The 22,300-nt window shown below is 65.6% G+C and carries 25 protein-coding genes; 18 read left to right on the top strand and 7 right to left on the bottom strand.

From position 1 onward, the window contains the following. Positions 1-41: 41 nt before the first annotated feature. Together BLS75_RS09730 and BLS75_RS09725 are read left to right on the top strand one after the other, a co-directional pair. Positions 42-2,714, top strand: a complete 2,673-nt coding sequence (locus BLS75_RS09730) for a DUF4118 domain-containing protein (protein ID WP_072450739.1) — start codon at positions 42-44, stop codon at positions 2,712-2,714. After that, positions 2,711-3,403, top strand: a complete 693-nt coding sequence (locus BLS75_RS09725) for a response regulator (protein WP_011062823.1) — start codon at positions 2,711-2,713, stop codon at positions 3,401-3,403. The genes BLS75_RS09730 and BLS75_RS09725 overlap by 4 nt, the downstream gene beginning before the upstream one ends. On the opposite strand, the gene BLS75_RS32380 is transcribed toward BLS75_RS09725, so the two are convergent. Beyond that, on the bottom strand, positions 3,382-3,522 hold the full coding sequence (locus BLS75_RS32380; protein ID WP_015636715.1) for a hypothetical protein: 141 nt from the start codon (positions 3,520-3,522) through the stop codon (positions 3,382-3,384). The genes BLS75_RS09725 and BLS75_RS32380 overlap by 22 nt on opposite strands. A 211-nt stretch (positions 3,523-3,733) precedes the next feature. Between BLS75_RS32380 and BLS75_RS09720 the strand changes: the two genes are divergently transcribed. After that, positions 3,734-4,231, top strand: coding sequence for a GNAT family N-acetyltransferase (locus BLS75_RS09720; RefSeq protein ID WP_072450738.1), 498 nt, complete (start codon positions 3,734-3,736; stop codon positions 4,229-4,231). A 34-nt stretch (positions 4,232-4,265) separates the two neighbouring features. Here the strand turns inward: BLS75_RS09720 and BLS75_RS09715 are convergent, their stop codons facing one another. Then, positions 4,266-4,751, bottom strand: coding sequence for a GNAT family N-acetyltransferase (locus tag BLS75_RS09715; protein WP_011062821.1), 486 nt, complete (start codon positions 4,749-4,751; stop codon positions 4,266-4,268). Between the two features lie 182 nt (positions 4,752-4,933). On the opposite strand from BLS75_RS09715, the gene BLS75_RS09710 reads away from it, so the two are divergent. The 4 genes from BLS75_RS09710 (at position 4,934) to BLS75_RS09695 (ending at position 7,545) form a co-directional block, all read left to right on the top strand. Then, positions 4,934-5,368, top strand: coding sequence for a YybH family protein (locus BLS75_RS09710; protein WP_072442730.1), 435 nt, complete (start codon positions 4,934-4,936; stop codon positions 5,366-5,368). Positions 5,369-5,435: 67 nt separating this feature from the next. Next, entirely contained in the window at positions 5,436-5,780 is a 345-nt protein-coding gene (locus BLS75_RS09705; RefSeq protein ID WP_011062819.1) for a YciI family protein, read from the top strand. 26 nt (positions 5,781-5,806) lie between these two features. Further along, positions 5,807-6,298 (top strand): SRPBCC family protein, encoded by a 492-nt coding sequence (locus BLS75_RS09700; protein WP_072450737.1) that lies wholly within the window; start codon positions 5,807-5,809, stop codon positions 6,296-6,298. Beyond that, positions 6,298-7,545: an RNA polymerase sigma factor gene (locus BLS75_RS09695; protein ID WP_011062817.1), complete on the top strand. Its 1,248-nt coding sequence runs from the start codon at positions 6,298-6,300 to the stop codon at positions 7,543-7,545. Before BLS75_RS09700 ends, BLS75_RS09695 begins: the two co-directional genes overlap by 1 nt. A gap of 52 nt (positions 7,546-7,597) precedes the next feature. Here BLS75_RS09695 and BLS75_RS09690 read toward each other — a convergent pair whose 3' ends face one another. Further along, positions 7,598-8,323 carry an SDR family oxidoreductase gene (locus BLS75_RS09690; RefSeq protein WP_011062816.1) on the bottom strand — a complete coding sequence of 242 codons (726 nt, stop codon included), beginning with the start codon at positions 8,321-8,323 and terminating at the stop codon, positions 7,598-7,600. 111 nt (positions 8,324-8,434) lie between these two features. Here BLS75_RS09690 and BLS75_RS09685 point away from each other — a divergent pair, with 111 nt between their 5' ends. Next, entirely contained in the window at positions 8,435-9,259 is an 825-nt protein-coding gene (locus BLS75_RS09685) for a LysR family transcriptional regulator (protein WP_011062815.1), read from the top strand. 22 nt (positions 9,260-9,281) lie between these two features. Here BLS75_RS09685 and BLS75_RS09680 read toward each other — a convergent pair whose 3' ends face one another. Then, entirely contained in the window at positions 9,282-10,136 is an 855-nt protein-coding gene (locus BLS75_RS09680) for a LysR family transcriptional regulator (protein ID WP_015636709.1), read from the bottom strand. Positions 10,137-10,224: 88 nt separating this feature from the next. Here BLS75_RS09680 and BLS75_RS09675 point away from each other — a divergent pair, with 88 nt between their 5' ends. Beyond that, positions 10,225-10,659 carry a multidrug/biocide efflux PACE transporter gene (locus BLS75_RS09675; protein ID WP_011062813.1) on the top strand — a complete coding sequence of 145 codons (435 nt, stop codon included), beginning with the start codon at positions 10,225-10,227 and terminating at the stop codon, positions 10,657-10,659. A 7-nt stretch (positions 10,660-10,666) separates the two neighbouring features. Here BLS75_RS09675 and BLS75_RS09670 read toward each other — a convergent pair whose 3' ends face one another. Continuing rightward, entirely contained in the window at positions 10,667-11,314 is a 648-nt protein-coding gene (locus tag BLS75_RS09670) for a TetR/AcrR family transcriptional regulator (RefSeq protein ID WP_072450736.1), read from the bottom strand. 151 nt (positions 11,315-11,465) lie between these two features. On the opposite strand from BLS75_RS09670, the gene BLS75_RS09665 reads away from it, so the two are divergent. From BLS75_RS09665 to BLS75_RS09650, 4 genes are read left to right on the top strand one after another with little or no spacing between them, the layout of a single operon-like run. Continuing rightward, a complete protein-coding gene (locus BLS75_RS09665; RefSeq protein ID WP_015636707.1) occupies positions 11,466-12,074 on the top strand; it encodes a paraquat-inducible protein A in 609 nt (202 codons plus the stop codon). Further along, positions 12,074-12,688, top strand: coding sequence for a paraquat-inducible protein A (locus tag BLS75_RS09660; protein WP_011062811.1), 615 nt, complete (start codon positions 12,074-12,076; stop codon positions 12,686-12,688). The genes BLS75_RS09665 and BLS75_RS09660 overlap by 1 nt, the downstream gene beginning before the upstream one ends. Continuing rightward, positions 12,681-14,372, top strand: coding sequence for a PqiB family protein (locus tag BLS75_RS09655; RefSeq protein WP_015636705.1), 1,692 nt, complete (start codon positions 12,681-12,683; stop codon positions 14,370-14,372). Before BLS75_RS09660 ends, BLS75_RS09655 begins: the two co-directional genes overlap by 8 nt. Beyond that, on the top strand, positions 14,369-14,953 hold the full coding sequence (locus BLS75_RS09650; RefSeq protein ID WP_072450735.1) for a PqiC family protein: 585 nt from the start codon (positions 14,369-14,371) through the stop codon (positions 14,951-14,953). Before BLS75_RS09655 ends, BLS75_RS09650 begins: the two co-directional genes overlap by 4 nt. A gap of 103 nt (positions 14,954-15,056) precedes the next feature. Here BLS75_RS09650 and BLS75_RS09645 read toward each other — a convergent pair whose 3' ends face one another. Next, a complete protein-coding gene (locus BLS75_RS09645) occupies positions 15,057-15,974 on the bottom strand; it encodes a LysR family transcriptional regulator (protein ID WP_011062808.1) in 918 nt (305 codons plus the stop codon). Between the two features lie 199 nt (positions 15,975-16,173). Between BLS75_RS09645 and BLS75_RS09640 the strand changes: the two genes are divergently transcribed. The 5 genes from BLS75_RS09640 (at position 16,174) to BLS75_RS09620 (ending at position 20,494) form a co-directional block, all read left to right on the top strand. Beyond that, positions 16,174-16,932, top strand: a complete 759-nt coding sequence (locus BLS75_RS09640) for a 5-oxoprolinase subunit PxpA (protein ID WP_015636704.1) — start codon at positions 16,174-16,176, stop codon at positions 16,930-16,932. 95 nt (positions 16,933-17,027) lie between these two features. Beyond that, a complete protein-coding gene (locus BLS75_RS09635) occupies positions 17,028-17,270 on the top strand; it encodes an acetyl-CoA carboxylase (protein ID WP_072450734.1) in 243 nt (80 codons plus the stop codon). 10 nt (positions 17,271-17,280) lie between these two features. Next, entirely contained in the window at positions 17,281-18,654 is a 1,374-nt protein-coding gene (locus BLS75_RS09630; protein WP_072450733.1) for an acetyl-CoA carboxylase biotin carboxylase subunit, read from the top strand. Continuing rightward, positions 18,651-19,523 carry a 5-oxoprolinase subunit B family protein gene (locus BLS75_RS09625; RefSeq protein ID WP_072450732.1) on the top strand — a complete coding sequence of 291 codons (873 nt, stop codon included), beginning with the start codon at positions 18,651-18,653 and terminating at the stop codon, positions 19,521-19,523. The genes BLS75_RS09630 and BLS75_RS09625 overlap by 4 nt, the downstream gene beginning before the upstream one ends. Beyond that, positions 19,520-20,494 (top strand): 5-oxoprolinase subunit C family protein, encoded by a 975-nt coding sequence (locus BLS75_RS09620; RefSeq protein WP_072450731.1) that lies wholly within the window; start codon positions 19,520-19,522, stop codon positions 20,492-20,494. The genes BLS75_RS09625 and BLS75_RS09620 overlap by 4 nt, the downstream gene beginning before the upstream one ends. Before the next feature lie 122 nt (positions 20,495-20,616). Here BLS75_RS09620 and BLS75_RS09615 read toward each other — a convergent pair whose 3' ends face one another. Further along, complete coding sequence (locus BLS75_RS09615; RefSeq protein ID WP_015636700.1) at positions 20,617-22,227, bottom strand: inorganic phosphate transporter; 1,611 nt, start codon at positions 22,225-22,227, stop codon at positions 20,617-20,619. Positions 22,228-22,300 lie beyond the last annotated feature (73 nt).

The following is a 22,300-nucleotide window of genomic DNA, read 5'->3' as shown; positions in this document are numbered from 1 at the left end:
TTGTCCATTTAAGGATGCACATGGCTGTTCTCGATGCTGACATGCCGCCCCGCGACGGTCGCCCCGATCCCGATGCGCTGCTGGAAAAACTGCAGCAGGACGAGCAAGCGGCCCAACGGGGCAAACTGCGGATCTATTTCGGTTCCAACGCCGGAGTCGGCAAGACCTGCGCCATGCTCACCGCGGCGCGCAACGAAGTGGCCCAGGGCCGCGACGTGGTGGCCGGGGTGGTGGAAACCCATGGCCGGCGAGAAACCGCCGAGCTGCTGCAAGGGCTGCAAGTGCTGGAGCGCCACCGCCTGATGCACCGCGACTACGCCTTGCCGGAGTTCGACCTGGATGCCGCCCTGGCGCGCCACCCGGCGGTGCTGCTGGTGGACGAGCTGGCCCACAGCAACGTGCCCGGCTCGCGCCATCCCAAGCGCTGGCAGGACGTGGAAGAACTGCTGCGGGCCGGGATCGATGTCTGGACCACCCTCAACGTCCAGCACCTGGAAAGCCTCAACGACATCGTCAGCGGGATCATCGGCATCCGGGTGCGCGAAACGGTGCCCGACCACCTGTTCGACGAAGCCCACGAAGTGCTGGTGATCGACCTGCCGCCGGATGACCTGCTGCGCCGCCTCAAGGACGGCAAGGTCTACCTCGGGCCCCAGGCCGAACGCGCTTCACGGCATTTCTTTCGCAAGGGCAACCTGCTGGCCCTGCGTGAACTGACCCTGCGCCGCACCGCCGACCGGGTCGATGCACAGATGCGCGACTATCGCCGCGAGCGTTCGATCAATGCCTTGTGGCCAGCCCGCGAGCGCTTGCTGGTGGGGGTCGCCGGCGACCCGGCGGACGAGCGCCTGGTGCGCGAAGCCGCGCGCCTGGCGCAAAAGCTCGAAGCCGACTGGATGGTGGTGCACGTGGCTTCGGCCCAGCGCCGTGGCGCCGGCGCCGCCCGTTATGCGGCGGCCATGAAGACCCTGGCCCTGGCCGCCGAGTTTGGCGCCGAGACCGCCACTTTGCCCGGCATGGATGTCGCCGAAGCCCTGGTGGCCTGCGCTCGCGAGCACAACGCCAATCGCCTGGTGCTGGGCCATTACCCGCGCAAGGTCTGGCAGTTCTGGCACCAGTCGGTGAGCGACCGCATCAGCCGCCAGCACCCGGAAATCGACCAGATCGTGATCGCCAATGGGCCCTTGAGCCGGCGCCCTGCGCCAGTGGACAAGCCCGAGGCCGGCCTGCCGCCCAGCCGCGCGCCGGCCTACCTGTGGGCGAGCCTGGCGTGCTTTGCCGCCACCGCGGTGGCGGCGCTGCTGCTCAAAGTGTTCGACCCGGCCAACGTGGTCATGCTGTTCCTGCTGACGGTGGTCCTGGTGGCGCTGCGCTACGGGCGTGGCCCCGGCGTCTGGGCGGCGATGCTGGCGGTGCTGTGCTTCGATTTCTTCTTCGTCCAGCCGGTGTGGTCGTTCACGGTCAACGACACCCAGTACTTCTTCACCTTCGCCCTGATGCTGGGGATTGCCCTGATCACCGGCCAGCTCACTGCGCGCCTGCGCCATGAAGCACGTACCGCGGCCGCGGGCGAGCGCCGTGCCACCTCCCTGGCCGGGCTGGCCCGTGAGCTGTCGGCGGCGTTGACCGAGGAGCAGATCTGCGCCGTGGCCCTGCGTACCTTCAGCGGGGTGTTCGAGGCTCGGGTCGGGCTGGCGTTGCCGGATGCCGAGAACCGGGTGCGGGCGCTGAGCGCCAATACCCTGGCCATTGACGAGAGCATCGCCCAGTGGGCCTATGACCACGACCAACCGGCCGGGCGCGGCACCGATACCCTGGCGGCGGCCAAGGGCTGCTATCTGCCGCTCAAGGCGCCGATGCGGGTGCGTGGCGTGCTGGTGCTTGAAGCCGAGGATGCCGAGCGCCTCAAGGAGCCGGAAGAACAGCGCCTGCTGGAGGCCTGCATGAGCCAGCTGGCGATTGCCCTGGAGCGCGTGCATTACGTCGAGGTAGCCCAGAGCACTGTGCTGCAGATGGAGGGCGAGCGCATGCGCAACACCCTGCTGGCGGCCATTTCCCATGACCTGCGCACGCCCTTGACCACCATCATCGGCGCCGCCGACGCCGCCTTGCCCCACGCTGCGCAGGGCCCGCTCAAGCACCTGCTGGCAGGGATTCACGATCAGGCTTCGTCCATGCAGCGGCTGATCGAGAACCTGCTGGACATGGCGCGCATGCAGGAGCGCGGGGTGCGCCTGAATCGCCAGTGGAACTCCCTGGAGGAGATTGTCGGCAGTGCCCTGCGCCAGCTGCGCGAGCCCCTGGCCGGGCATCAATTGCGAGTGGCCATGGCGCCGCAGCTGCCCTTGGTGGAAGTGGACGCGCTGTTGCTGGAGCGGGTGCTGGTGAACCTTCTGGACAACGCCGCCAAGTACACCCCGGCCGGGACCCTGGTGCAGATCAGCGCCCGCCAGGTCGACCAGCAGATCATCCTGCAGGTCAGCGACAGCGGCCCGGGCTGCCCGAAGGGCAGTTCCCCGGCCAGCCTGTTCGAAGCCTTCAGTCGCGGTCAGCAGGAATCCGCCGTGGCCGGCATCGGCCTGGGCCTGGCCCTGGCCAAACGTATCGTCGAGGCCCATGGCGGGCGCATCGAGGCCCAGCCTCATGCCGATGCCGGGCTGAGTTTTGTCATCAACTTGCCGGCGGGTCAGCCGCCTTCCATGGAAACCCTATGAGCAGCGCACGCATCCTGATCGTCGAGGACGAAGCCAATATCCGCCGTTTCGTCGGTATCGCCCTGGAGGACGAAGGTTTCCAGGTGTTCGAGGCCGACAGCGTCAAGCGCGCCCTGATCCATGCCGCCAGCCGCCAGCCGGACCTGGTGATCGTCGACCTGGGCCTGCCGGACGGCGACGGCAAGCAGTTGATCAGCGAGCTGCGCGGCTGGCTGGCGGTGCCGATCCTGGTGCTGTCGGCCCGGGATAGGGAGGACGAGAAAGTCGCCGCCCTGGATGCCGGCGCCGACGACTACCTGGTCAAGCCGTTCGGCGTGCCGGAACTGCTGGCGCGGATTCGCGCGCAACTGCGCCGTCATGGCCAGAGCGGTACGGCGGCCGCTACCAGCAAGGTGGCCTTTGGTGCCATCGAGGTCGACCTGGCCACCCATGAGGTGCGCCGCGAAGGGCTGCCTGTGCACCTCACGCCGATCGAGTACCGCCTGCTCTGCGCGCTGATCCGTGGCCAGAGCCGGGTGCTGACCCATCGCCAGTTGCTGCTGGAAGTCTGGGGCCTGGACTACGTCGACCGCGCCCATTACCTGCGGGTACACATGGCCCATCTGCGGCAGAAGCTGGAGGCCGATCCGGCCCAGCCCCAGCATCTGATCACCGAGTTGCAGGTGGGTTACCGCCTGGTGGGGCTGTGATCCCGGCCCAGGGATTTTTCGCCGCGGCGCCGTTCGTGGACAAAGTCGATGTACAGGGTGATGCAGCCGAAGGCGGCAATGCCGAACAGCAGTAGAAGGCCGATCTGGATATTGCTCATGGGAAAGCTCCTGGGGGCAGGACGGGGCGGTTCCGGCCCGCTCGGGCCGGCCACCCTGACGTCGGGGAGCTGATAGATAAGCCCTTGGCGCAGGCGTTGCCAGGGCTTATATGAAAGCTTTACGGCGGCCCCTTCGATCCCTATGCAATGCATACGCAGGCTGCACTGTTGATAGAATCGGCGGCCCTTCTCCGACCCCAGGTTGCCGCCCATGACCGCTTCGACTCCGCTGATCCGCACCGTCCTGCCCACCGACCTGGACCGCTGCTTTGCCATCGAGACCCTGGCCTACGAAGGCGACGAGGCCGCGACCCGGGACAAGATCGCCACCCGCATCGCCACCTGGCCTGAAGGTTTCATCGTTGCCGAGGTGCAGGGTGTGGTGGCCGGCTTCATCAACTCCGGCGCTACCTTCGATGTGCAGATGGCCGACGAGGCCTTCAAGGAACTGATCGGCCACGACCCGGCGGGCCCGGAAGTGGTGATCATGTCGGTGGTGGTACACCCGGACTTCCAGGGCCTGGGCCTGTCCCGGCAACTGTTGCAAGCCTTCATCGCGCGCATGCGCGAACTGGGCAAGGCGCGCATCCACCTGATGTGCAAGGAACGCCATGTACCGCTGTACCAGCGCTTTGGTTTTGTCTACATCAAGGCGTCGGAGTCGGACCACGGCGGCATGGCCTGGCACGAGATGGTGCAGTCGCTGTAGAACGGATATCGGGTTTGCAGCAGCGGGCCCGGGGTCAGAACGCCAGCGCCATCCGCCGTTCATAGCCGATCCGGCCCTTGCAGGCTTCGCCGTTTTCCACCCAGCCCAGCTTGCGGTACAGCCTGAGGGCCGGCTGGTTGTCGCTGTCCACCGCCAGGGTCAGGCCCTTGAGTTCGGGCCAGGCCTGGCGGGCGGCCTCAGGCACCGCTTGCAGGCAGGCCTGGCCGAAGCCCCGGCCCTGGTGCCGCCGGTCCACTTGCAGGGCGTGCAGGCTGGCGCTATCGGCATCGGCCCAGGCCGGCAGGCAGGGCGGGCGCTTGAGCAGCAGGAAGGCCACCGGCCACTCCTCGCTGAGCAGGGCAAAGCCCCTGATCGCTCCCCGCGGCGCGTTGTCGAGGGTGTACAGCGCGCCATGAATGTCCCCGCTAAACGCCTTCTGTCCGGGTAGCACCTCAAGCTCCAGCAAGCGGGCATGCTGGTGGCTGTCGAGCTGTTCGTAAGGCACCAGGCGAGTGGTCACGGGCACGTAGATCCGGTGGGGGGAGGGGGCGGATTCTAGCGATTTTGCCCCACCGGTAAATTTTTTTATGCGCAGTGTCGATTGCGCGAATGGCCAGACGACTAAGGGTGAACTGAACATTCAACGGCGTGGATGCAGGGGGTGTTCAGCAGCGGTTCATTCCATTCATGAGGAGTTTCGCCATGCACAATCCATCCAACGAAGCGCAGATCCGCAGCCTGATCGACAACTGGCAACAGGCTGTGATGGCCCGGGATATCCAGCGTATTGTCAGCTACTACGCCGACGACATCACTTCTTTCGACGCGGTCGGTGCCTTGCAATTCAAGGGCAAGGCCGCCTATCGCGAACACTGGGAAGCGTGCATGCAGGTCTGCCCCGGCCCGGGCATTTTCGAGTTCCATCAGTTGCAGGTGCTGGCCGACGAAGAGCTGGCCTTCGCCCACTGGCTGGCTCATTGCGGTGGTACCGATGCCGAGGGCGTGACCAAGGCCTGCTGGATGCGGGTGAGTGCCGCCTACCAGCGCCGTGCGGGCCAATGGCTGGTGGTGCACGAGCACTGGTCGGCGCCGTTCGACATGCTCACCGGGACCACCCAGTTCGACCTGCAACCCTGAGCAACCAGCGGTTCGCCAAAGCGGCGAACAGCGACCATAGTTGCTCAGCCCGAATCCGGAGGTGCCCATGAAATACCTATGCCTGGTCTACAGCGACGAACAGTTGCTGCACAGCCTGCCCGATAGCCCCGAGGATGCCGAGTGCCTGGCCTATGCCGAGTCGGTCCAGGGCAGCGGGCGGATGCTTGCCGCCGAGGCGCTGCAATCGGTGCACACCGCCACCACGGTGCGCATGCGCGGCGGCAAGCTGTCGATCACCGATGGCCCGTTTGCCGAAACCAAGGAACAGTTGGCCGGTTTCTACCTGATCCAGGCCAAGGACTTGAACGAAGCGATCCAGGTGGCCGGGCAGATACCGGCGGCCCGGGTCGGCAGTGTCGAAGTGCGTCCGGTACGTGAATTGAATCCCTGAAAACAACGATAAACAGGAGTTTCGCGATGACTTTCCAGACCACGGGCCGCAAGCCCGCCGAGCATGAACTGTCCATCAGCCGTCTGATCGACGCGCCGCGCAACAAGGTCTTTCGCGCCTGGACCGAGCCGGCCTTGCTGGCGCAATGGTGGGGGCCCCACGGCATGACCACTCCGGAGTGTGAAATGGACCTGTGGGTCGGTGGCCAGTTTCGTACCCTGATGCGCGCCCCGGACGGCAGCGAGTACCCGACCATGGGGGTGTTCCTGGAGATCGCCGCGCCGTCGCGGCTGGTGTTTACCGACGCCTACCTGCCGGGCTGGATCCCCTCGGGCAAGCCGTTCATGACCGCTGAAGTGACCTTCGAGGAGCAGGGCGACCAGACCCTCTACACTGCCCGCGCCATGCACTGGACCGAGGCCGATCGCAAGGCCCATGAGGCCATGGGCTTTCACGAGGGCTGGGGGCAGAGCCTGGAGCGCCTGGTGGCCCTGGTCACCCGGGACCTGCCGGACTGATGAGCGACCAGCCTCGGGAAGTCATCGCGGCAACGGTGGCGCAGGTCTACCGCGAGCAGTCGCGGCGGATCCTCGCCACCCTGATCCGCCTGCTGGGGGATTTCGACCTGGCCGAGGAGGCGCTGCATGAAGCCTTCTTCGTGGCGGTGGAGCGCTGGCGCAGCGATGGCGTGCCGGACAACCCGCGGGCCTGGCTGGTGTCTGTCGGCCGCTTCAAGGCCATCGACGCCCTGCGTCGCCGGGCGCGCTTCGCGGCGTCACAGGCGGCGCTGCTCAGCCAGCTCGAGCAACTGGAACAGGACGACTGGAGCGCCGAGGACGTGCAAGACGATCGCCTGCGCCTGATCTTCACCTGCTGCCACCCGGCGCTGGCGGCGGATGCCCAGGTACCCCTGACCCTGCGGGAGATCTGCGACCTGAGCACCGAGGAAATCGCCCGGGCCTTTCTGGCCACGCCGGCCACCATCGCCCAGCGCATCGTGCGTGCCAAGGCGAAGATCCGCGATGCGCGGATTCCCTACCAGGTGCCGGCGTTGAGCGAGCTGCCCGAGCGCCTGGAGAGCGTGTTGCGGGTGATCTACCTGGTGTTCAACGAAGGGTATTCGGCTTCCATGGGCGCCGAGCTGACCCGGGAGGACCTGACCCGCGAAGCCATCCGCCTGGGCTACCTGCTGCTGGAACTGTTGCCGGAAGCAGAGGTGATGGGCCTGCTGGCGCTGATGCTGTTGCACGAGTCACGGCGTGGCGCGCGCCTTTCCAGCGACGGCGAGCTGGTCCTGCTGGACGAGCAGGATCGCGGGTTGTGGCAGCAGGACTTGATCGAGCAGGGCTGTGCCCTGGTAGAGCGCGGCCTGCGCAGCGGCCAGGCCGGGCCCTATTGCCTGCAGGCGGCGATTGCCGCGGTGCATGCCGAAGCGCCGAGTGCAGCACAGACCGACTGGCCGCAGATCGTCGGTTTGTATGACGTGCTGCTGCGCCTGCAGCCTTCGCCGGTGATCGAGCTCAACCGTGCCGTGGCCCTGGCCCAGCGCGACGGGCCCGGTGCCGGGCTGGCGCAAGTGGAAGCGATCCTGCTGCGCGGCGACTTGCAGGATTACCACCTGGCCCATGCCGCTCGTGCCGACTTCTGCCGGCAACTGGGGCATATCGCCGCGGCGCGCCAGTCCTACCAGCGGGCCCTGGCCCTGGTCCGGCAAGCCCCCGAGCGGCGCTTCCTCGAACAGCGCCTGGCCCAGCTCCCCCAGTAGCCGCTGCCGAAGGCTGCGACCGAACCCGCCGGGGCGCCAACCGCGCCCCGGCTCAAGCCTGCTGCCGGGTCGCCGCCAGGACGATCTCGCGGATACACACTTGCTGTGGCTGCTGGTAGGCAAAGGCAATGGCCCCGGCCACATCGTCTGCACTCAGTACCGTACCGCCCATGTCCTGTTTCCAGGCCTGGTAACCGGCCTTGATGGCCTCGTCGGTGGTGTGGCTCAGCAGTTCGGTTTCTACCGCACCGGGGGCGATGGTGATGACCCGCACATTGTGCGGCGCCAGCTCTTCGCGCAGGTTTTCCGAGAGCCCGTGGACCGCGAACTTGGTGCCGACATAGGCCACGTGGTTGGCAAAGGTCTTGCGCCCGGCCACCGAACTGACGTTGATCAGGGTGCCCTGGCGGCGCTCGATCATCCCGGACACCACGGCGTGCACGCCATTGAGCAGCCCCTTGACGTTGACGTCGAGCATGCGCTCCCACTGCTGCGGGTCCTGCCGGCTGATTTCCCCCAGGAGCATGACCCCGGCGTTGTTGATCAGGGCGTCCGCCGGGCCGAACCGCGCTTCGGCCTCCGCCACGGCGGCCAGCAGTGCGGCGCGGTCGGTGATGTCCACCGCGCGGCTCAGGCTGTCGGGCAGTTCCAGGGCGTGCAGGCGCTCGACGCGCCGGGCCAGCAGCAGGAGGGGATGGCCGGCCGCCGACAGCAGGCGGGCGGTGGCCTCGCCGATGCCCGAACTGGCGCCGGTGATGATGACGAGAGGCTTGCTCATGGGAGGACTCCAGGAATAAGAAAAATGCATGGCTTTACGGGGCGGGCAGTATATTTAGCCCTCTTGAGGCTGAAAAATGCCTTATTCCTCTGTCTGTCATCGGTATTTCCTATGGATGTCCGCCATCTCAAAGCCTTCCTTGCGGTGTTCGAGGAGCGCAACATCACCGCTGCCGCCCAGCGCTTGTGCATTAGCCAGCCGACCTTGTCGGTGACCATCAAACAGCTTGAGGACGAGTTGGGGGCGCAGTTGTTCCTGCGCCAGCCACGGGGTGTTGAAGTCAGCGAGCAGGCGCGGGTGCTGTATCCCCAGGCCCGGCGCATGGTGGCCGAGGCCGAGAGCTTGAGCCGTCTGTTTCGCCAGGACGAAAGCCGTTTGGCGCTGGAGCTGGGAGTAGAAGGTGATATTGCCGACAGCCAGGTCTCCGCTTTCGTACGAATGGCCCAGCAGGCGTTGCCCAACCTGTTGCTGACCTTGCAGGAAGGCTGTGTCGGCGACGCGCGCCTGGCGGTGGAAGAGCTGTGCTGCGAGGACGAATTGTTCCTGCCGTTATGGGAGGAGCCTTATGTGCTGGCGGTGCCAGTGGGGCACAGGCTGCTGGAGCAAGAGCAGCCCCAGCCCCGGGTGGAGGACTGGGTCACTTGCCCGGAGCACGCCTCGCACCAGCGCCTGATGGCGCTCTATGGCGGTGCTGTGCAAGCCCAGGCCGGGCATGCCGGGAGCTTGAAGCAGGCGCTGAACATGGTGGCGGCGGGCCTGGGGGTGGCGATGCTGCCGCTGTCGCTGGTGCAGGGCCGCGAGGGGGTAGAAAGCCGGGCCTTGCACCTGCCGGCGCCCAGCCGGCGGATCGGCTTGTGCTACGCCGTGCAGGCGCTGGAGTCGGCGACCTTGCGCACGCTGCATGACTACTTGCGCACCCTGCGGCCAATCGGCTAGCGGGCGGCGCTGACGAGCGCGGTCATTGCAGCATCTGCGCCAGCAACCAGCTGCCCGCCGGCCCTGGCGGGTGCAGGCGCGACCAGAGCGCGTCCACCGCCACGGTGCGCGGCCAGCCACGCACGTTCAGCTCCTGCAACTTGCCCGCGCCAAAACCTTCCACCAGCCAGCGCGGCAGGGGCGCCCAGCCAAAGCCGCCCTGGGCCATCTCCAGCAGCATCAGGTAGCTGGGGGCCGACCAGACCCGGCCCTGGCAGCGGCTGTCGTAGGGGTTGAGCACGGTGGCCAGACGCAATTCACGGTGCTGGCGCAGGCTTTCCTCATCGACCCGGGCCTGCTGCGCCAAGGGATGCTTGCAGGCCACGTAGAGGGAAATCTCACTGCGCTCTTGCATGGTCTTGTGCTCCAGGTCCGCCGGGTAGTCGGCCTGCATCTCGGCAAAGGCAATCTGCGCCCGGCCGCTCTGCACCAGGGCGATCAGGTCTTCGCACTCGGCAATCAGGCATTCCAGCTCGAGGTCCGGGTAACGCTGCTCGAAGGCGCTCAGGCTGCTTTCGAAGCGATCCGACTGGTAGGTGTCCGACAGCGCCACCGTGAGTTTCGCCTCAATGCCCTGGGACAGCTGGCTGGCGGCCATTTCCAGGCGGCTGGTGGCAGCCAGGATTGCTTCGGCACGCTGCAGCAGCACATGCCCGGCCGGGGTGAGGCCGGGCTTGCGGCTGGAACGGTCGAAAAGCTGCACGTCGAGGTCGATCTCCAGGCTGGCCACCGCCGCGCTGATGGTGGACTGGCTCTTGCCCAGCTTGCGCGCGGCAGCGGAAAAGGAACCTTGGGTGGCTGCCTGGACAAACGCCAGGAGCACTTCATGTGAGGCCATGAACTATCGCCCTGCTCGATGGTTATTGATTATGAAGTATCGGCCTTGTCCTGGAAGATCGGCAACACATTCATTCAAGGAGCCGGCCATGAGCCTTCAGAAATCCCTTAACGAACGCATCTTCCAGGCGGTAGGTTTTGAACTGCTGGCGGTGCTGATCTGCACCCCGCTGCTGTCCTGGATCATGGACAAGCCCATGGCCGACATGGGCCTGGTGACCATCGGTATTGGCCTGTTGGCCCTGGCCTGGAACGTGGTGTTCAACGGCCTGTTCGACCGGTTGCTCAAGCGCTTGCAGTGGGTCCACAACGGTTGGACCCGGGTCCTGCATGCGTTGATGTTCGAAGGCGGGCTGGTGGCAGTGGGCGTACCGATGATTGCCTGGTGGCTGAATATCAGCCTGCTGCAGGCGTTCATCCTGGACATCGGCGTGCTGCTGTTCTTCCTGCCGTACACCTATGTCTATCACTGGGTCTACGACGTGCTGCGGGACAAGTGGCTGCAACAGCGCCTGGCTCACTGAGCCGGTTTCAGGGTGCCGGGTGCCGCCCTTCGATGGCAGCCAGATAGGCTTCCAGCGCCCGCGGCACTTCTTCGAGCAGCAGCTGGCTCTTGAACTCGGGGTGTTCCAGGGCCAGATGGAACAGGCCGATGGGCAGGCCGAGCATGGCCATGGCGTAGGCCTCGCGCTCGGCGGCACTGGCCTGGGGAAGGCGCAGCGCCAGGACCTGGCGATAGACGCTCTTGATCTGCAGGCGCAGGTCCGGGGCCTGCAACTGGCCCATGGCAAACCCCGGGTTGATCATCAGCAGCAGGTCGGGGTGCTGCTCCAGGTATTCGAGGATCGGCAGCACCATGCGCTCTATCACTTGTCGGCCACTGGACCCCGTCCAGACCTGCGGAGCAACCGCCAGCAGGTCGCTGGTGATGGTGCTCAGGGCTTCGATGTGGCGCTGGCCCAGGGCTTCGAGCACTTGCTGCTTGTCACTGAAAAAATGATAGAGCGAACCGATGGAGGTACCGGCCAGCCGGGCGATGCCGTGCATGGTCAGGTTCGCCGCCCCCTGGCTGGGCAGTAGCCGGGCACAAGCGTCGAGGATCGCCATCACCCGTTCGTGGCCACGGGACTGTTTGGGGGCTCGGTGGGGAGCGGCGGGGGAGGGAATGGATTCGGTCATGGTCAGCGAAATGTCCGGGGGCGCCTATTATGGCGTAGAGCGTGGGGTGCAGTCCTAGAGAAAACTAGACACCATCCTCTACTTTTGCAGAAAATACCCGGCTTCGGGTTCCGTTCAGTGAACCTGCTGTCCTCCTGACTATCTGAAGGCCATGACTATTTCCCGCAACTGGATCATCTGCGAACACTGCGATTCGTTGTACGAGTCCGTGCCGCTCGGCAAAGGCCAGACGGCCCAGTGCTCGCGCTGTGGCGCGGTACTGGCCCGTGCCCGTTGGCTGAGTGTGCAGCAGCTGTTGGCCCTGTCGATCACCGCCGGGTTGTTGTTTGTCTTCGCCAATCTGTTTCCGGTGATCAAGATCAGCCTTGAAGGCCTGAGCAACGAGGCGACCCTCTGGCAATCGGTGGAGGCCCTGGCCCAGGGCCGCATCAGCCTGATTGCCGCGATCACCGGCCTGACCATCATTCTCGCGCCCTGCCTGCAGATCATCCTGCTGTGCTGGGTGCTGGGGTTTGCCAATGTGGGGCGCGCCGCGCCCGGCTTCAAGGCCAGCATGCGCGCTCTGGAGCACCTGCGGCCCTGGAGCATGCTGGAGGTGTGCCTGCTGGGGATCCTGGTGGCCATCGTCAAGCTGGCGGGGATGCTCGATGTGCACCCGGGGCTGGGGCTATGGGCCCTGGCGATGCTCACGGTGCTGATCATCCTGATTTCCGGCAAGGACATCCGCTACCTCTGGGATGACCTGGAGGGCCGCTACTGATGAGCGCTCCGCCCTACGCCCGGGACCACCAATTGATGCTGTGCCACACCTGCGGCCAGGTCTGCCAGGCGTCCGAGCATCAATGCCCGCGCTGCGATGCGCCGGTGCATGCGCGCAAGCCCAACAGCCTGGCGCGCACCTGGGCCTTTCTCCTGGCCAGCCTGATCTTCTACATTCCGGCCAACCTGCTGCCGGTGATGCACACCAGCATCTTTGGCAGCGCCAGTGAAAACACCATCATGAGTGGCGTGGTGGAGTTCTGGAAACACGGTTCCTGGGACATCGCCCTGCTGATCTTCATCGCCAGCGTGGTGGTGCCCTGCAGCAAGTTCTTTGTCCTCGGCACCCTGCTGGTGACCTGCCAGCGCCGCAGCCTCTGGGCCCAGCGCGAGCGGGCCAAGCTCTATCGTTTCATCGAGCTGATCGGCTACTGGTCGATGCTCGACGTGCTGGTGGTGGCCCTGGTGGCGGCCCTGGTGCAGTTTCGCGCCCTGAGTTCGATCGACCCGCGCATGGGTATTCTGTTTTTTGGTTTGGTGGTGGTGCTGACGATGTTGGCGGCCATGAGTTTCGATCCCCGGCTTATCTGGGACGCAGAGGTTGAAGATGTCTGATCATCCAGGTTCCAACGCAGCAAATCCCCCGCCCGTTCCTGGCGCTCCGGCGCTGCGCACGCGGCGTTTCAATGTCTCGCTGGTGTGGCTGGTGCCGATTGTCGCGGCCCTGGTGGGGCTGTCGATGGTGGTGCACAACTCACTCTCGGCGGGGCCGGAAATCAGCATCAGCTTCCAGACCGCCGAAGGCCTGGAAGCCAACAAGACCCAGGTCAAGTACAAGAACGTGGTGATCGGCAAGGTGACCTCCATCGCCCTGAGCGACGACCGCAAGAAGGTGGTGGCCAAGGTCGAGCTGGACCAGTCCGCCGAACCCTTCACCGCCGACGATTCGCTGTTCTGGGTGGTGCGCCCGCGAATCGGCGCCAATGGCATTTCCGGGGTCGACACCCTGCTTTCCGGGGCCTTTATCGGCGCCGATGCCGGCAAGTCGGAAAAACGCAAGGACAGCTTCAAGGGCCTGGAAACCCCGCCGCCCATCACCTATGGGCAGAAGGGCAAGCGCTTTACCCTGCACACCGACGACCTCGGCTCGCTGGACATCGGCTCGCCGGTCTATTACCGGCGCATCGAGGTGGGGCAGGTGGTGTCCTACCAGTTGGCCAACAGCGGCAAGGGCGTGGACGTGAAGATCTTCGTCAATTCGCCCAACGATAAGTACGTCACCACCGACACCCGTTTCTGGAACGCCAGCGGCGTCGACGTGACCCTCGGCGCCAACGGTTTGAAGGTCAACACCGAGTCGGTGTCGTCGATCCTCGCCGGCGGCATTGCCTTCGTCGAACCCAAGTACAGCCCCAATGCCAAGCCGGCTGACGAGAACGCCGAGTACACCCTGTTCGGCGACCAGGACACCGCCCTGGCGCCGCCCGACGGCGCGCCCTATTACATTCGCATGCGCTTCGACCAGGCCTTGCGCGGCCTGTCGGTGAATGCCCCGGTGGAGTTCCTCGGGGTGAACATCGGCAAGGTGGTGTCCATGGACCTGGACTACGACGAGCAGCGCAAGTATTTCCCGACCCTGGTCGGCGCGGTGATCTACCCCGAGCGGCTGGGCAAGGCCCACGAAAAGCTGGTGAAGCAGACCGGCGGCGAAGACGATGCCCGCTCGGCGAAACTGATCGGCGCCTTCGTCAAGAACGGCCTGCGCGCCCAGCCCCGCAGCGGCAACCTGCTGACCGGCCAGCTGTACATCTCCCTGGACTTTGTCACCAACGCCAAGCCGGTGGCCTATGACGCTACCGCACGGCCCCTGGAGATTCCCACTGTGCCTGGCAGCATGGACAAGTTGCAGGAGCAGTTGCAGGCCGTGGTGGACAAGATCAGCAAGCTGCCGATCGACTCCATTGCCGCCAACCTCAATGGCAGCCTGGCGGAGATGCAGAAGACCCTCAAACAGGTCAACGGCGAAGTGCTGCCACAGATGCGCGACACCCTGGAGCAATCCAAGAAGACCCTGGCCAGCGCCAACGAGAGTTTCTCCGAAGACTCGCCGCAGCGGCAGAAACTCGGCCAGGCCATGGAGGAAGTGCAGCGCACCGCGCGTTCGGTGCGGGTGCTCAGCGATTTCCTCGGGCGTCATCCTGAAGCGCTGATCCGCGGGCGCCTCAAAGACAATCAACCGGATGCCTACCAGTCGCCATCCTCCTCTGTTCGCGAATCCGTACCGGAAGCCCAGCCATGAAAACCCGTGCCCTGTTGCTCTGCCTGACCCTGGGACTTGCCGCCTGCAGCTCCGCGCCCACCCATTACTACACCCTGCTGCCACCGGTGGCCGAAGGCAGCAGCGCGGCCCGCACCGGGGGCCCGCAGTTCGAAATGTCCACGGTGCGGATTCCGGTCCAGGTGGACCAGCCGCAACTGGTGGTGCGCCAGGACAGCGGCACCCTGGCGATCCTCGAAACCCAGCGCTGGAGCGCGCCGCTGGTGGATGAGTTCCACGACGCCCTGGCCAGCCAGATGGAGCAGAAGCTGGGTACCCGCAACCTTGAAGGCCTGCCCAAGCAGCCCGGGCGCCCGGTGCTGTCGTTGCAGACCGATGTGCGGCGCTTCGAGTCCCTGCCCGGGCGCTATGCACTGATCGATGTGGTCTGGAGCCTGCGCCAGCGGGGTGAGGGCGGCCCGGCCCGCAGCCTGACCTGCAGCAGCCAGATCCGCCAGCCGGCGGGTGTGGAACTGAACAGCCTGGTGCAGGCCCACCAGCAGGCCATCGCCCAGTTGGCCGGGCAGATTGCGGGCGCGGCGCGTAGCTGGACCTGCCCCTGATTAGGTTTGTGTAGCCGCTGCCGCAGGCTGCGAACGTCTCCGTAGGAGACGCGTGGATCTTGAGGCCGCTGGAGGTTCGGCAAGAGATCGCCAAGCAAGGTGTTCAGCGCCGGGCGCTCAGTTGCTGGGGCGCCAGGAAGGCGTCGTGGAAATAATCGCGCAGGGCCTGCATGGCCGGGGTGAAGGTACGCTCGCGGTGCCAGGCCAGCCCCACGCTCATGGGCGTGACCGCATCGCTCAGGCTCAGGGTCTCGATACGCTTGCCTTCCAGTGACCAGGGCCGGTGCACCAGATCCGAGAGGATCGCCACGCCGCTGCCGTTGGCCACCATGCTGCGCACCGCTTCCACCGAGCTGGTGCGCACCCGCACCCGGGGCTGCTGGCCGGCCTGTTCCCAATAACGCATGGCGCTTTGCTCGGCTTCGTCGACGGTGAGCAGGATGAACGGCTCCTCGGCCACGTCCGCCAGGCTGATGCTGCTGCGCTCGCACAGCGGATGGTGGGCCGGCAGCCACAGCCGGCGCTCGGAGTTGAACAGGGTCTGCGAGACGATGTCAGGGTGCGTCAGGTTGGCGGTGAGTACCACTGCCATGTCGAAGCGGCCTTCCAGCAAGCCTTGCTCGATGGCCTGGCGTTCCTGTTCATGGAGCTCGATGGTGACGTCCGGGTGCCAGTGCTGCAGGCGCTGCAGGTGGTGCGGCAGGAAGTAGCCGATCACCGTGTAGCTGGCCGCCAGGTGCAATACGCCGCTGGCCCGATAGTCCGGCAACGGGCTGTTCAGGGCATCTTCGACGCTGCGCAGGATCACGTAGGCGCGGTTGAGAAAATGCCGCCCGGCATCGGTCAGGTTCATGCCCTGGGCCGAGCGCACGAACAGCTGCACGGCGAGCATCGCCTCCAGCTCCTTGATCGCCGTGGTCACCGCCGACTGGGAAATATTCAAGTGCAGCGCCGCCTGGGAAATCTGCCCGATCTCGGCGGTAGCAACGAAATAGCGCACCTGGCGCAAGGTCAACGACACGGCCCATTCCCCTCTAACGCTGCAGGAGCCGGCTTGCCGGCGAAAGCGATCGTGCAAGCGCCTGTGCCGTCACGCATCACGCTGCCTGCTAGCTTTATCTGTTTTTCAGAACAAGCTCTATCTGATAATAGATCTTCCCAAGGGGTCAAGGGCGCTCTAATTTTCGTCGCACGAAGTCACGAGAGTTGGAGCAACAGTGATGCAGGCAGTGGATTTCAATTCGGACATGGGCGAAAGCTTCGGCCCGTGGACCATCGGCGATGGCGTCGACAACGAGCTGATGGGCTTTATCAGCTCGGCCAATATCGCCACCGGCTTTCACGCCGGCGACCCCGGCACCATGCGCCGCACCATCGAACAGGCCAAGCGCCTGGGGGTGGCCATCGGCGCCCATCCGGGGTTTCGCGACCTGGTGGGTTTCGGCCGCCGGCACATCAATGCCCCGGCCCAGGAGCTGGTGGACGACATGCTCTATCAGCTTGGCGCCCTGCGGGAAATGGCCCGGGTACAAGGCGTGAAGCTGCAGCACATCAAGCCTCATGGTGCGCTCTACATGCACCTGGCCCGGGACGAGGAAGCGGCGCGGCTGCTGGTGCAAAACCTGCGCCGGCTGGAGCCCGAGTTGCTGCTGTATTGCATGCCCAATTCGGTGATCTGGCGCGTGGCCCAGGAACTGGGGCAGCCGGTGATCCGCGAGTTCTACGCCGACCGCGACTACGACCTCAGCGGCTCCATCGTGTTTACCCGCAACGTCCGCGCCCTGGACCCGGCAGCCGTGGCGGCCAAGGTGCTGCGCGCCTGCCAGACCGGCCTGGTACGCACCGTCGAAGGCGAGGAGCTGTTTCTCGAATTCGATTCCATCTGCCTGCACAGCGACACCCCCGGCGCCCTGGACCTGGTGCAGGCCACCCGAACGGCGCTGGATCAGGCCGGTATCGAGGTCCGCGCACCGCGTTGAGGCGCATCGACACGAAGCACCGCGCACAGACGCGGGGTTCATCTGGTTTTGTTTTTTTTGCCTGCCTTTCTACAACTATTCCAAAAGGAACAGACATGGCCGAATACAGTGTTATCACCCCCTTGCCGGGCACCTTTTATCGCAAGGCCACCCCGGAGTCGGCGCCTTTCGTCGAGGTCGGCGACAGCGTCAGCGCCGAAACCGTGATCGGCCTGATCGAAGTCATGAAGCAGTTTTCCGAACTGACCGCCGGGAGCGCGGGTCAAGTCAGCGCCTTTCTGGTGGAAGACGGTGATCCGGTGGAACCGGGTCAGGTCGTCGCGACGCTCGAACAGTGAGGGCCGGGGCATGACTGGATCAATCAACAAATTGCTGGTGGCCAACCGTGGCGAGATTGCCGTGCGCATCATTCGCGCGGCCAAGGCCCTGGGGATTCCCACCGTTGCCGCGTGCAGCGAGGCGGATGCCGATTCCATGGCCGCACGTATGGCCGATGAAGTGCAGATCATCGGCCCGGCGCGGGCCGACAAGAGCTACCTGAATGTCCAGGCCCTACTCGGTGCCTTGCAGGCCAGCGGTGCCAACGCGGTACATCCGGGCTATGGCTTTCTTTCCGAGAATGCCGACTTCGCCGAGGCGGTGGTCGAGGCCGGGGCGATCTTCGTCGGTCCCAGTGCCGAAACCATCCGCCGCATGGGTGACAAGGCCGAAGCCCGGCGCACTGCGCAGGCGGCGGGAGTGCCGGTGGTACCGGGCTCCCCAGGAGAACTCTTCGACCTGGACAGTGCGCTGGCGGCCGCTGAAGTCGTGGGCTTTCCGCTGTTGATCAAGGCCAGTGCCGGCGGTGGCGGGCGCGGGATTCGCCTGGCCCGGGACGCGGCGCAATTGGCCGAGGAATTCCCTAGGGCGCAACGCGAAGCCCAGACCGCGTTCGGCAATGGCGCGGTGTACCTGGAGCGTTTCATTGGCCGTGCCCGGCATATCGAAGTCCAGGTGCTGGGCGATGGCAAACACGCGGTGCATCTGTTCGAGCGCGAGTGTTCGCTGCAACGGCGCCGGCAGAAGATCTTCGAGGAAGCGCCTTCGCCGGTGCTCAGTGCCGAGCAGCGTGAGCAGTTGTGCAGCAGTGCCGTGCGCCTGACCCAAGCCCTGGGCTACCAGGGCGCGGGCACTCTGGAATACCTCTACGACGACAGCACCGGCGAGTTCTTCTTTATCGAGATGAACACGCGGATCCAGGTGGAGCACCCCATCAGCGAGCTGATCACCGGTATCGATCTGGTCCAGGCCATGCTGCGTATTGCCGGGGGCGAGCCCCTGGGCCTGCGCCAGAGTGATATCCGGCTTAACGGCGCGGCCTTGCAGATGCGCCTGAACGCCGAAGATCCGGCGCGGGATTTCTTCCCCAGCCCGGGCAAGGTCGAGCAGTTGATCTGGCCGCAAGGCGCAGGGGTGCGAGTCGATAGCCACCTGTACCCGGGCTATGCTGTGCCGCCTTACTACGACTCGCTGCTGGCCAAGCTGATCGTCCATGGCCGTGACCGTGGCGAAGCCCTGGCCCGGGCGCGGATTGCCGTGGAGCACACCACCCTGACCGGCATGGCCAGTACCTTGTCGCTGCACCGTGAACTGCTGGCCGAACCTTGGCTGGAGCAGGCCGACTTTCACACCGGAACCCTGGAAACCTGGCTGGCCGAGCGCCGCGCCGGAGGTGTCGCATGAACCTGCCTATCCGCTACAGCTTTGGTGCCGACGAGCACCTGTTCGCCGAAGTCAGCGACAGCATGTCCCTGGAAGCCTTCTTCAAGGGCATGGCGGTGACCCGCGCGGTGGAGCGCCTGGAATTGGATGGCGTGCTGGATGTGTGCCTGGCCAATGCTTCGTTCCAGATCCGCTTCGACCCGGACCGCATCGCCCCGCAGGATCTGCTGGAGGCGGTGCAGCAGGCCGAGGCCTGCGCGGTGGCCGAGCGCAGCCTGCATACCCGGATCATCGAGATCCCGGTGCTCTACAACGACCCCTGGACCCATGAAACCCTGATGCGTTTTCGCGACCGGCACCAGGACCCCAGCGCCACCGATCTTGAGTACGCGGCGCGGATCAACGGCCTGGCGGATGTCGAAGCCTTTATCGCCGCCCACAGCGGCGCGCCCTGGTTCGTCTCCATGGTGGGCTTTGTGGCGGGCCTGCCGTTCATGTTCCAGATGGTCGAACGTGAACGGCAACTGCAGGTGCCCAAGTACCTGCGGCCGCGCACCGATACGCCCAAACTGACCCTGGGCCATGGCGGCTGTTTCGGCTGCATCTACTCGGTGCGCGGTGCCGGCGGCTACCAGATGTTCGGCGTCACCCCGGCGCCGATCTACGACCCGCAGCAACAGTTGGCCTACCTCAAGCAGCACATGGTGTTCTTCCGTCCGGGGGACATCGTGCAGTTCAAGCCCATTGACCGCCAGGCCTATGACCTTGCCGTGGCCGAGGTCGAGGCCGGGCGTTTCGACTTGCGCATCCGCGAGGTGGAGTTTTCCCTGGATGCCTTTCTCGCCGACCCGGTCGGCTATCCCACGTCGCTGCAGGAGGTGCTGGCATGATCAAGGTCATCAAACCGGGCCTGGCCACATCGGTACAGGACCTGGGTCGCGAAGGTTTCTATCACCTGGGGATTCCGCCGTCCGGGGCCCTGGACCAGTACGCCCTGAGCGCCGCCAACCAGCTGGTGGGCAACCCGGCGGGGGCAGCGGGGCTGGAGTGCACCTTGCTCGGCCCTGAGCTTGCGTTCAGCGCCGATGCCCTGGTGGCGGTCTGCGGTGCCCACATGCCCCCCAAGCTCGATGGCGTGGACATGCACCTGGACACCGCCTTTGCGGTCAAGGCCGGGCAAGTGCTGCGTTTCGACTTTCCCAAGGCCGGGGCCCGGGCGTATCTGGCGGTGGCCGGTGGCATCGATGTGCCGCTGGTGCTGGGCAGCCGCTCGACTTACGCCTTGGGTACCCTGGGTGGTTTCCAGGGCCGGCGCCTGGTGGCGGGTGATGAGCTGCCGGTGGGCGTCGCCAGCGGCAAAAGCCGTCCCGGTGCCAGCTTGCCCATGGCGCTGCGCCAGTCCCTGGGGGGCGAAATCACCCTGCGGGTGGTGCCGGGTCTGTACTACGAGCGCTTGAGCGAGGCGGCCAAGGCCAGCTTCTTCGCCGAACCCTGGACCGTGGGCTCGGAGGCGGACCGCATCGGCTATCGCTTCAAGGGCGGCAGCGCCTTGAGCTTCCAGCCCCGGGAGCAGCCGTTCGGCGCCGGTTCCGATCCGTCGAACATCGTCGACAGCTGCTATCCCATCGGTTCGATCCAGGTGCCGGCGGGGCTCGAACCCATCGTCCTGCACCGGGACGCGGTGTCCGGTGGTGGCTACGCGATGATCGGCACGGTGATCAGCGCCGACCTCGACCTGATCGGCCAGATGCAGCCCAACCAGAAGGCCCGTTTTGTCGCGGTGACCCTGGAAGAAGCGCTGGAGGCCCGGCGTTCCTACAAGAAAAAGCTCAGTTGCCTGAGCAAGTTGTTTCCTTCCTGACCTTCTTGCTCGTGTAGCCGCTGGGAGCCTGAGGTTGCTGCAGGTTTGGCGAGGGATCCCCGCGGGCCTTTTCGCAGCCTCGCAGGCTCGGCAGCGGCTACAGAGGGGGGAGGCAAGCCCCCTCAGAAGAGCTGAGTGAACAACCAGTACAGGCTGCCGGACAGCAGGATCGCCGCCGGCAGGGTCAGCACCCAGGCCATGGCCAGGTTGCGGATGGTGCGCATCTGCAAGCCGCCGCCATTGGCCACCATGGTCCCGGCCACCCCCGAGGACAGCACGTGGGTGGTGGACACCGGCAGGCCGAACATGTCCGCCGCGCCGATGGTCAGCATCGCCACGGTTTCCGCCGAGGCGCCCTGGGCGTAGGTCAGGTGGGTCTTGCCGATCTTTTCGCCAACGGTGACCACGATGCGCTTCCAGCCCACCATGGTGCCCAGGCCAAGGGCGATGGCCACGGCGATCTTCACCCACAGCGGAATGAAGCGCGTGGCGTTGTCGATCTGTTGCTTGAACAGTTGCAGTTTGTCCCGGGTGTCCTGGTCGAAGTGGCCTACCTGATTCTTGTCCATCAGGCGGATCGCCTCGCTGGTCAGGTACATGTCGTTGCGCACGTTGCCCATGGCTTCGGCGGGCACCTTGGCCAGCGAACCGTAGCCCTTCACTTCAGTGCCGATGGCGCCGGTCAGGGCGGCCAGCGCGGGGATCAGTTCCGGTGTCGCTTCCTTGCTGCGCATGTACTCCGAGAGCACCGCGCGGGAATCGGCCGGCGCCGGTTGCGGGGCACTCTTCACCAGGGCCTGTTGGGTGACTTCGGCCACCGCGGCGAATTGCAGCGACTGGTCGGCGGGCATGGTGCGGTTCAAGGCGTAGGCCATGGGCAGGGTGCCCACCAGGATCAGCATGATCAGGCCCATGCCTTTCTGGCCGTCGTTGGAACCGTGGGCGAAGGACACGCCGGTGCAGGTCAGGATCAGCAGCCCGCGAATCCACCAGGGCGGCGGTGCGTCGCCCTTGGGTGCCTTGTACAGGGCACGGTTCTTGACGAACAGGCGCAGGGCCAACAGCAGCAGGGCGGCGAACACGAAGCCGATCAGGGGCGAGAACAGCAGGGCGTAGCCGACCTTGGTGGCCTGGCCCCAGTCCACGCCGCTGGTGCCGTCGCGGCCATGCATCAGGGCATTGGCCACGCCGACACCGATGATCGAGCCGATCAGGGTGTGGGAAGACGAAGCCGGCAGGCCCAGCCACCAGGTGCCGAGGTTCCATAGGATGGCGGCGATCAGCAGGGCGAAGATCATCGCGAAACCGGCGGAGGAACCCACCTGCAGGATCAGTTCCACCGGCAGCAGGGCGATGATGCCGAAAGCCACCGCGCCGCTGGACAGCAGTACGCCGAGGAAGTTGAACAGGCCGGACCAGACCACCGCGAACTGCGGCGGCAGCGAGTGGGTGTAGATCACCGTGGCCACGGCGTTGGCGGTGTCATGGAAACCGTTGACGAACTCGAAGCCCAGGGCGATCAGCAACGCCACGCCCAGGAGCAGGAACGGGGTCCAGGTGGTGACCGTGGTGCCCAGCTCGTGCATGTCGTGCACCAGGCTGTAGGCGGTGAACAGCAAGCCCATGGCCAGCACCGCGAAGAAGGCGACGAGGGTGAAGGGGCCGGGCTTTTTATCCAGTTGCGGTTTGCTGTCGAGGTTGGACGAAGCGGCAGTCAGGGACGGGGTGGCCATTGCTGGACAATCCTGTGGCGAGAAGGAGTGCTGCCCATGATCGTTGCTGAATGTTACAGGGAGGCTGCCTCAG

The organism is Pseudomonas sp. NFPP12 (genome assembly GCF_900103205.1).
Taxonomy (GTDB): Bacteria; Pseudomonadota; Gammaproteobacteria; order Pseudomonadales; family Pseudomonadaceae; genus Aquipseudomonas; species Aquipseudomonas protegens.
Note: the sequence above shows the minus strand (reverse complement) of the source record. Positions and strands in the feature narration are given on the sequence as shown.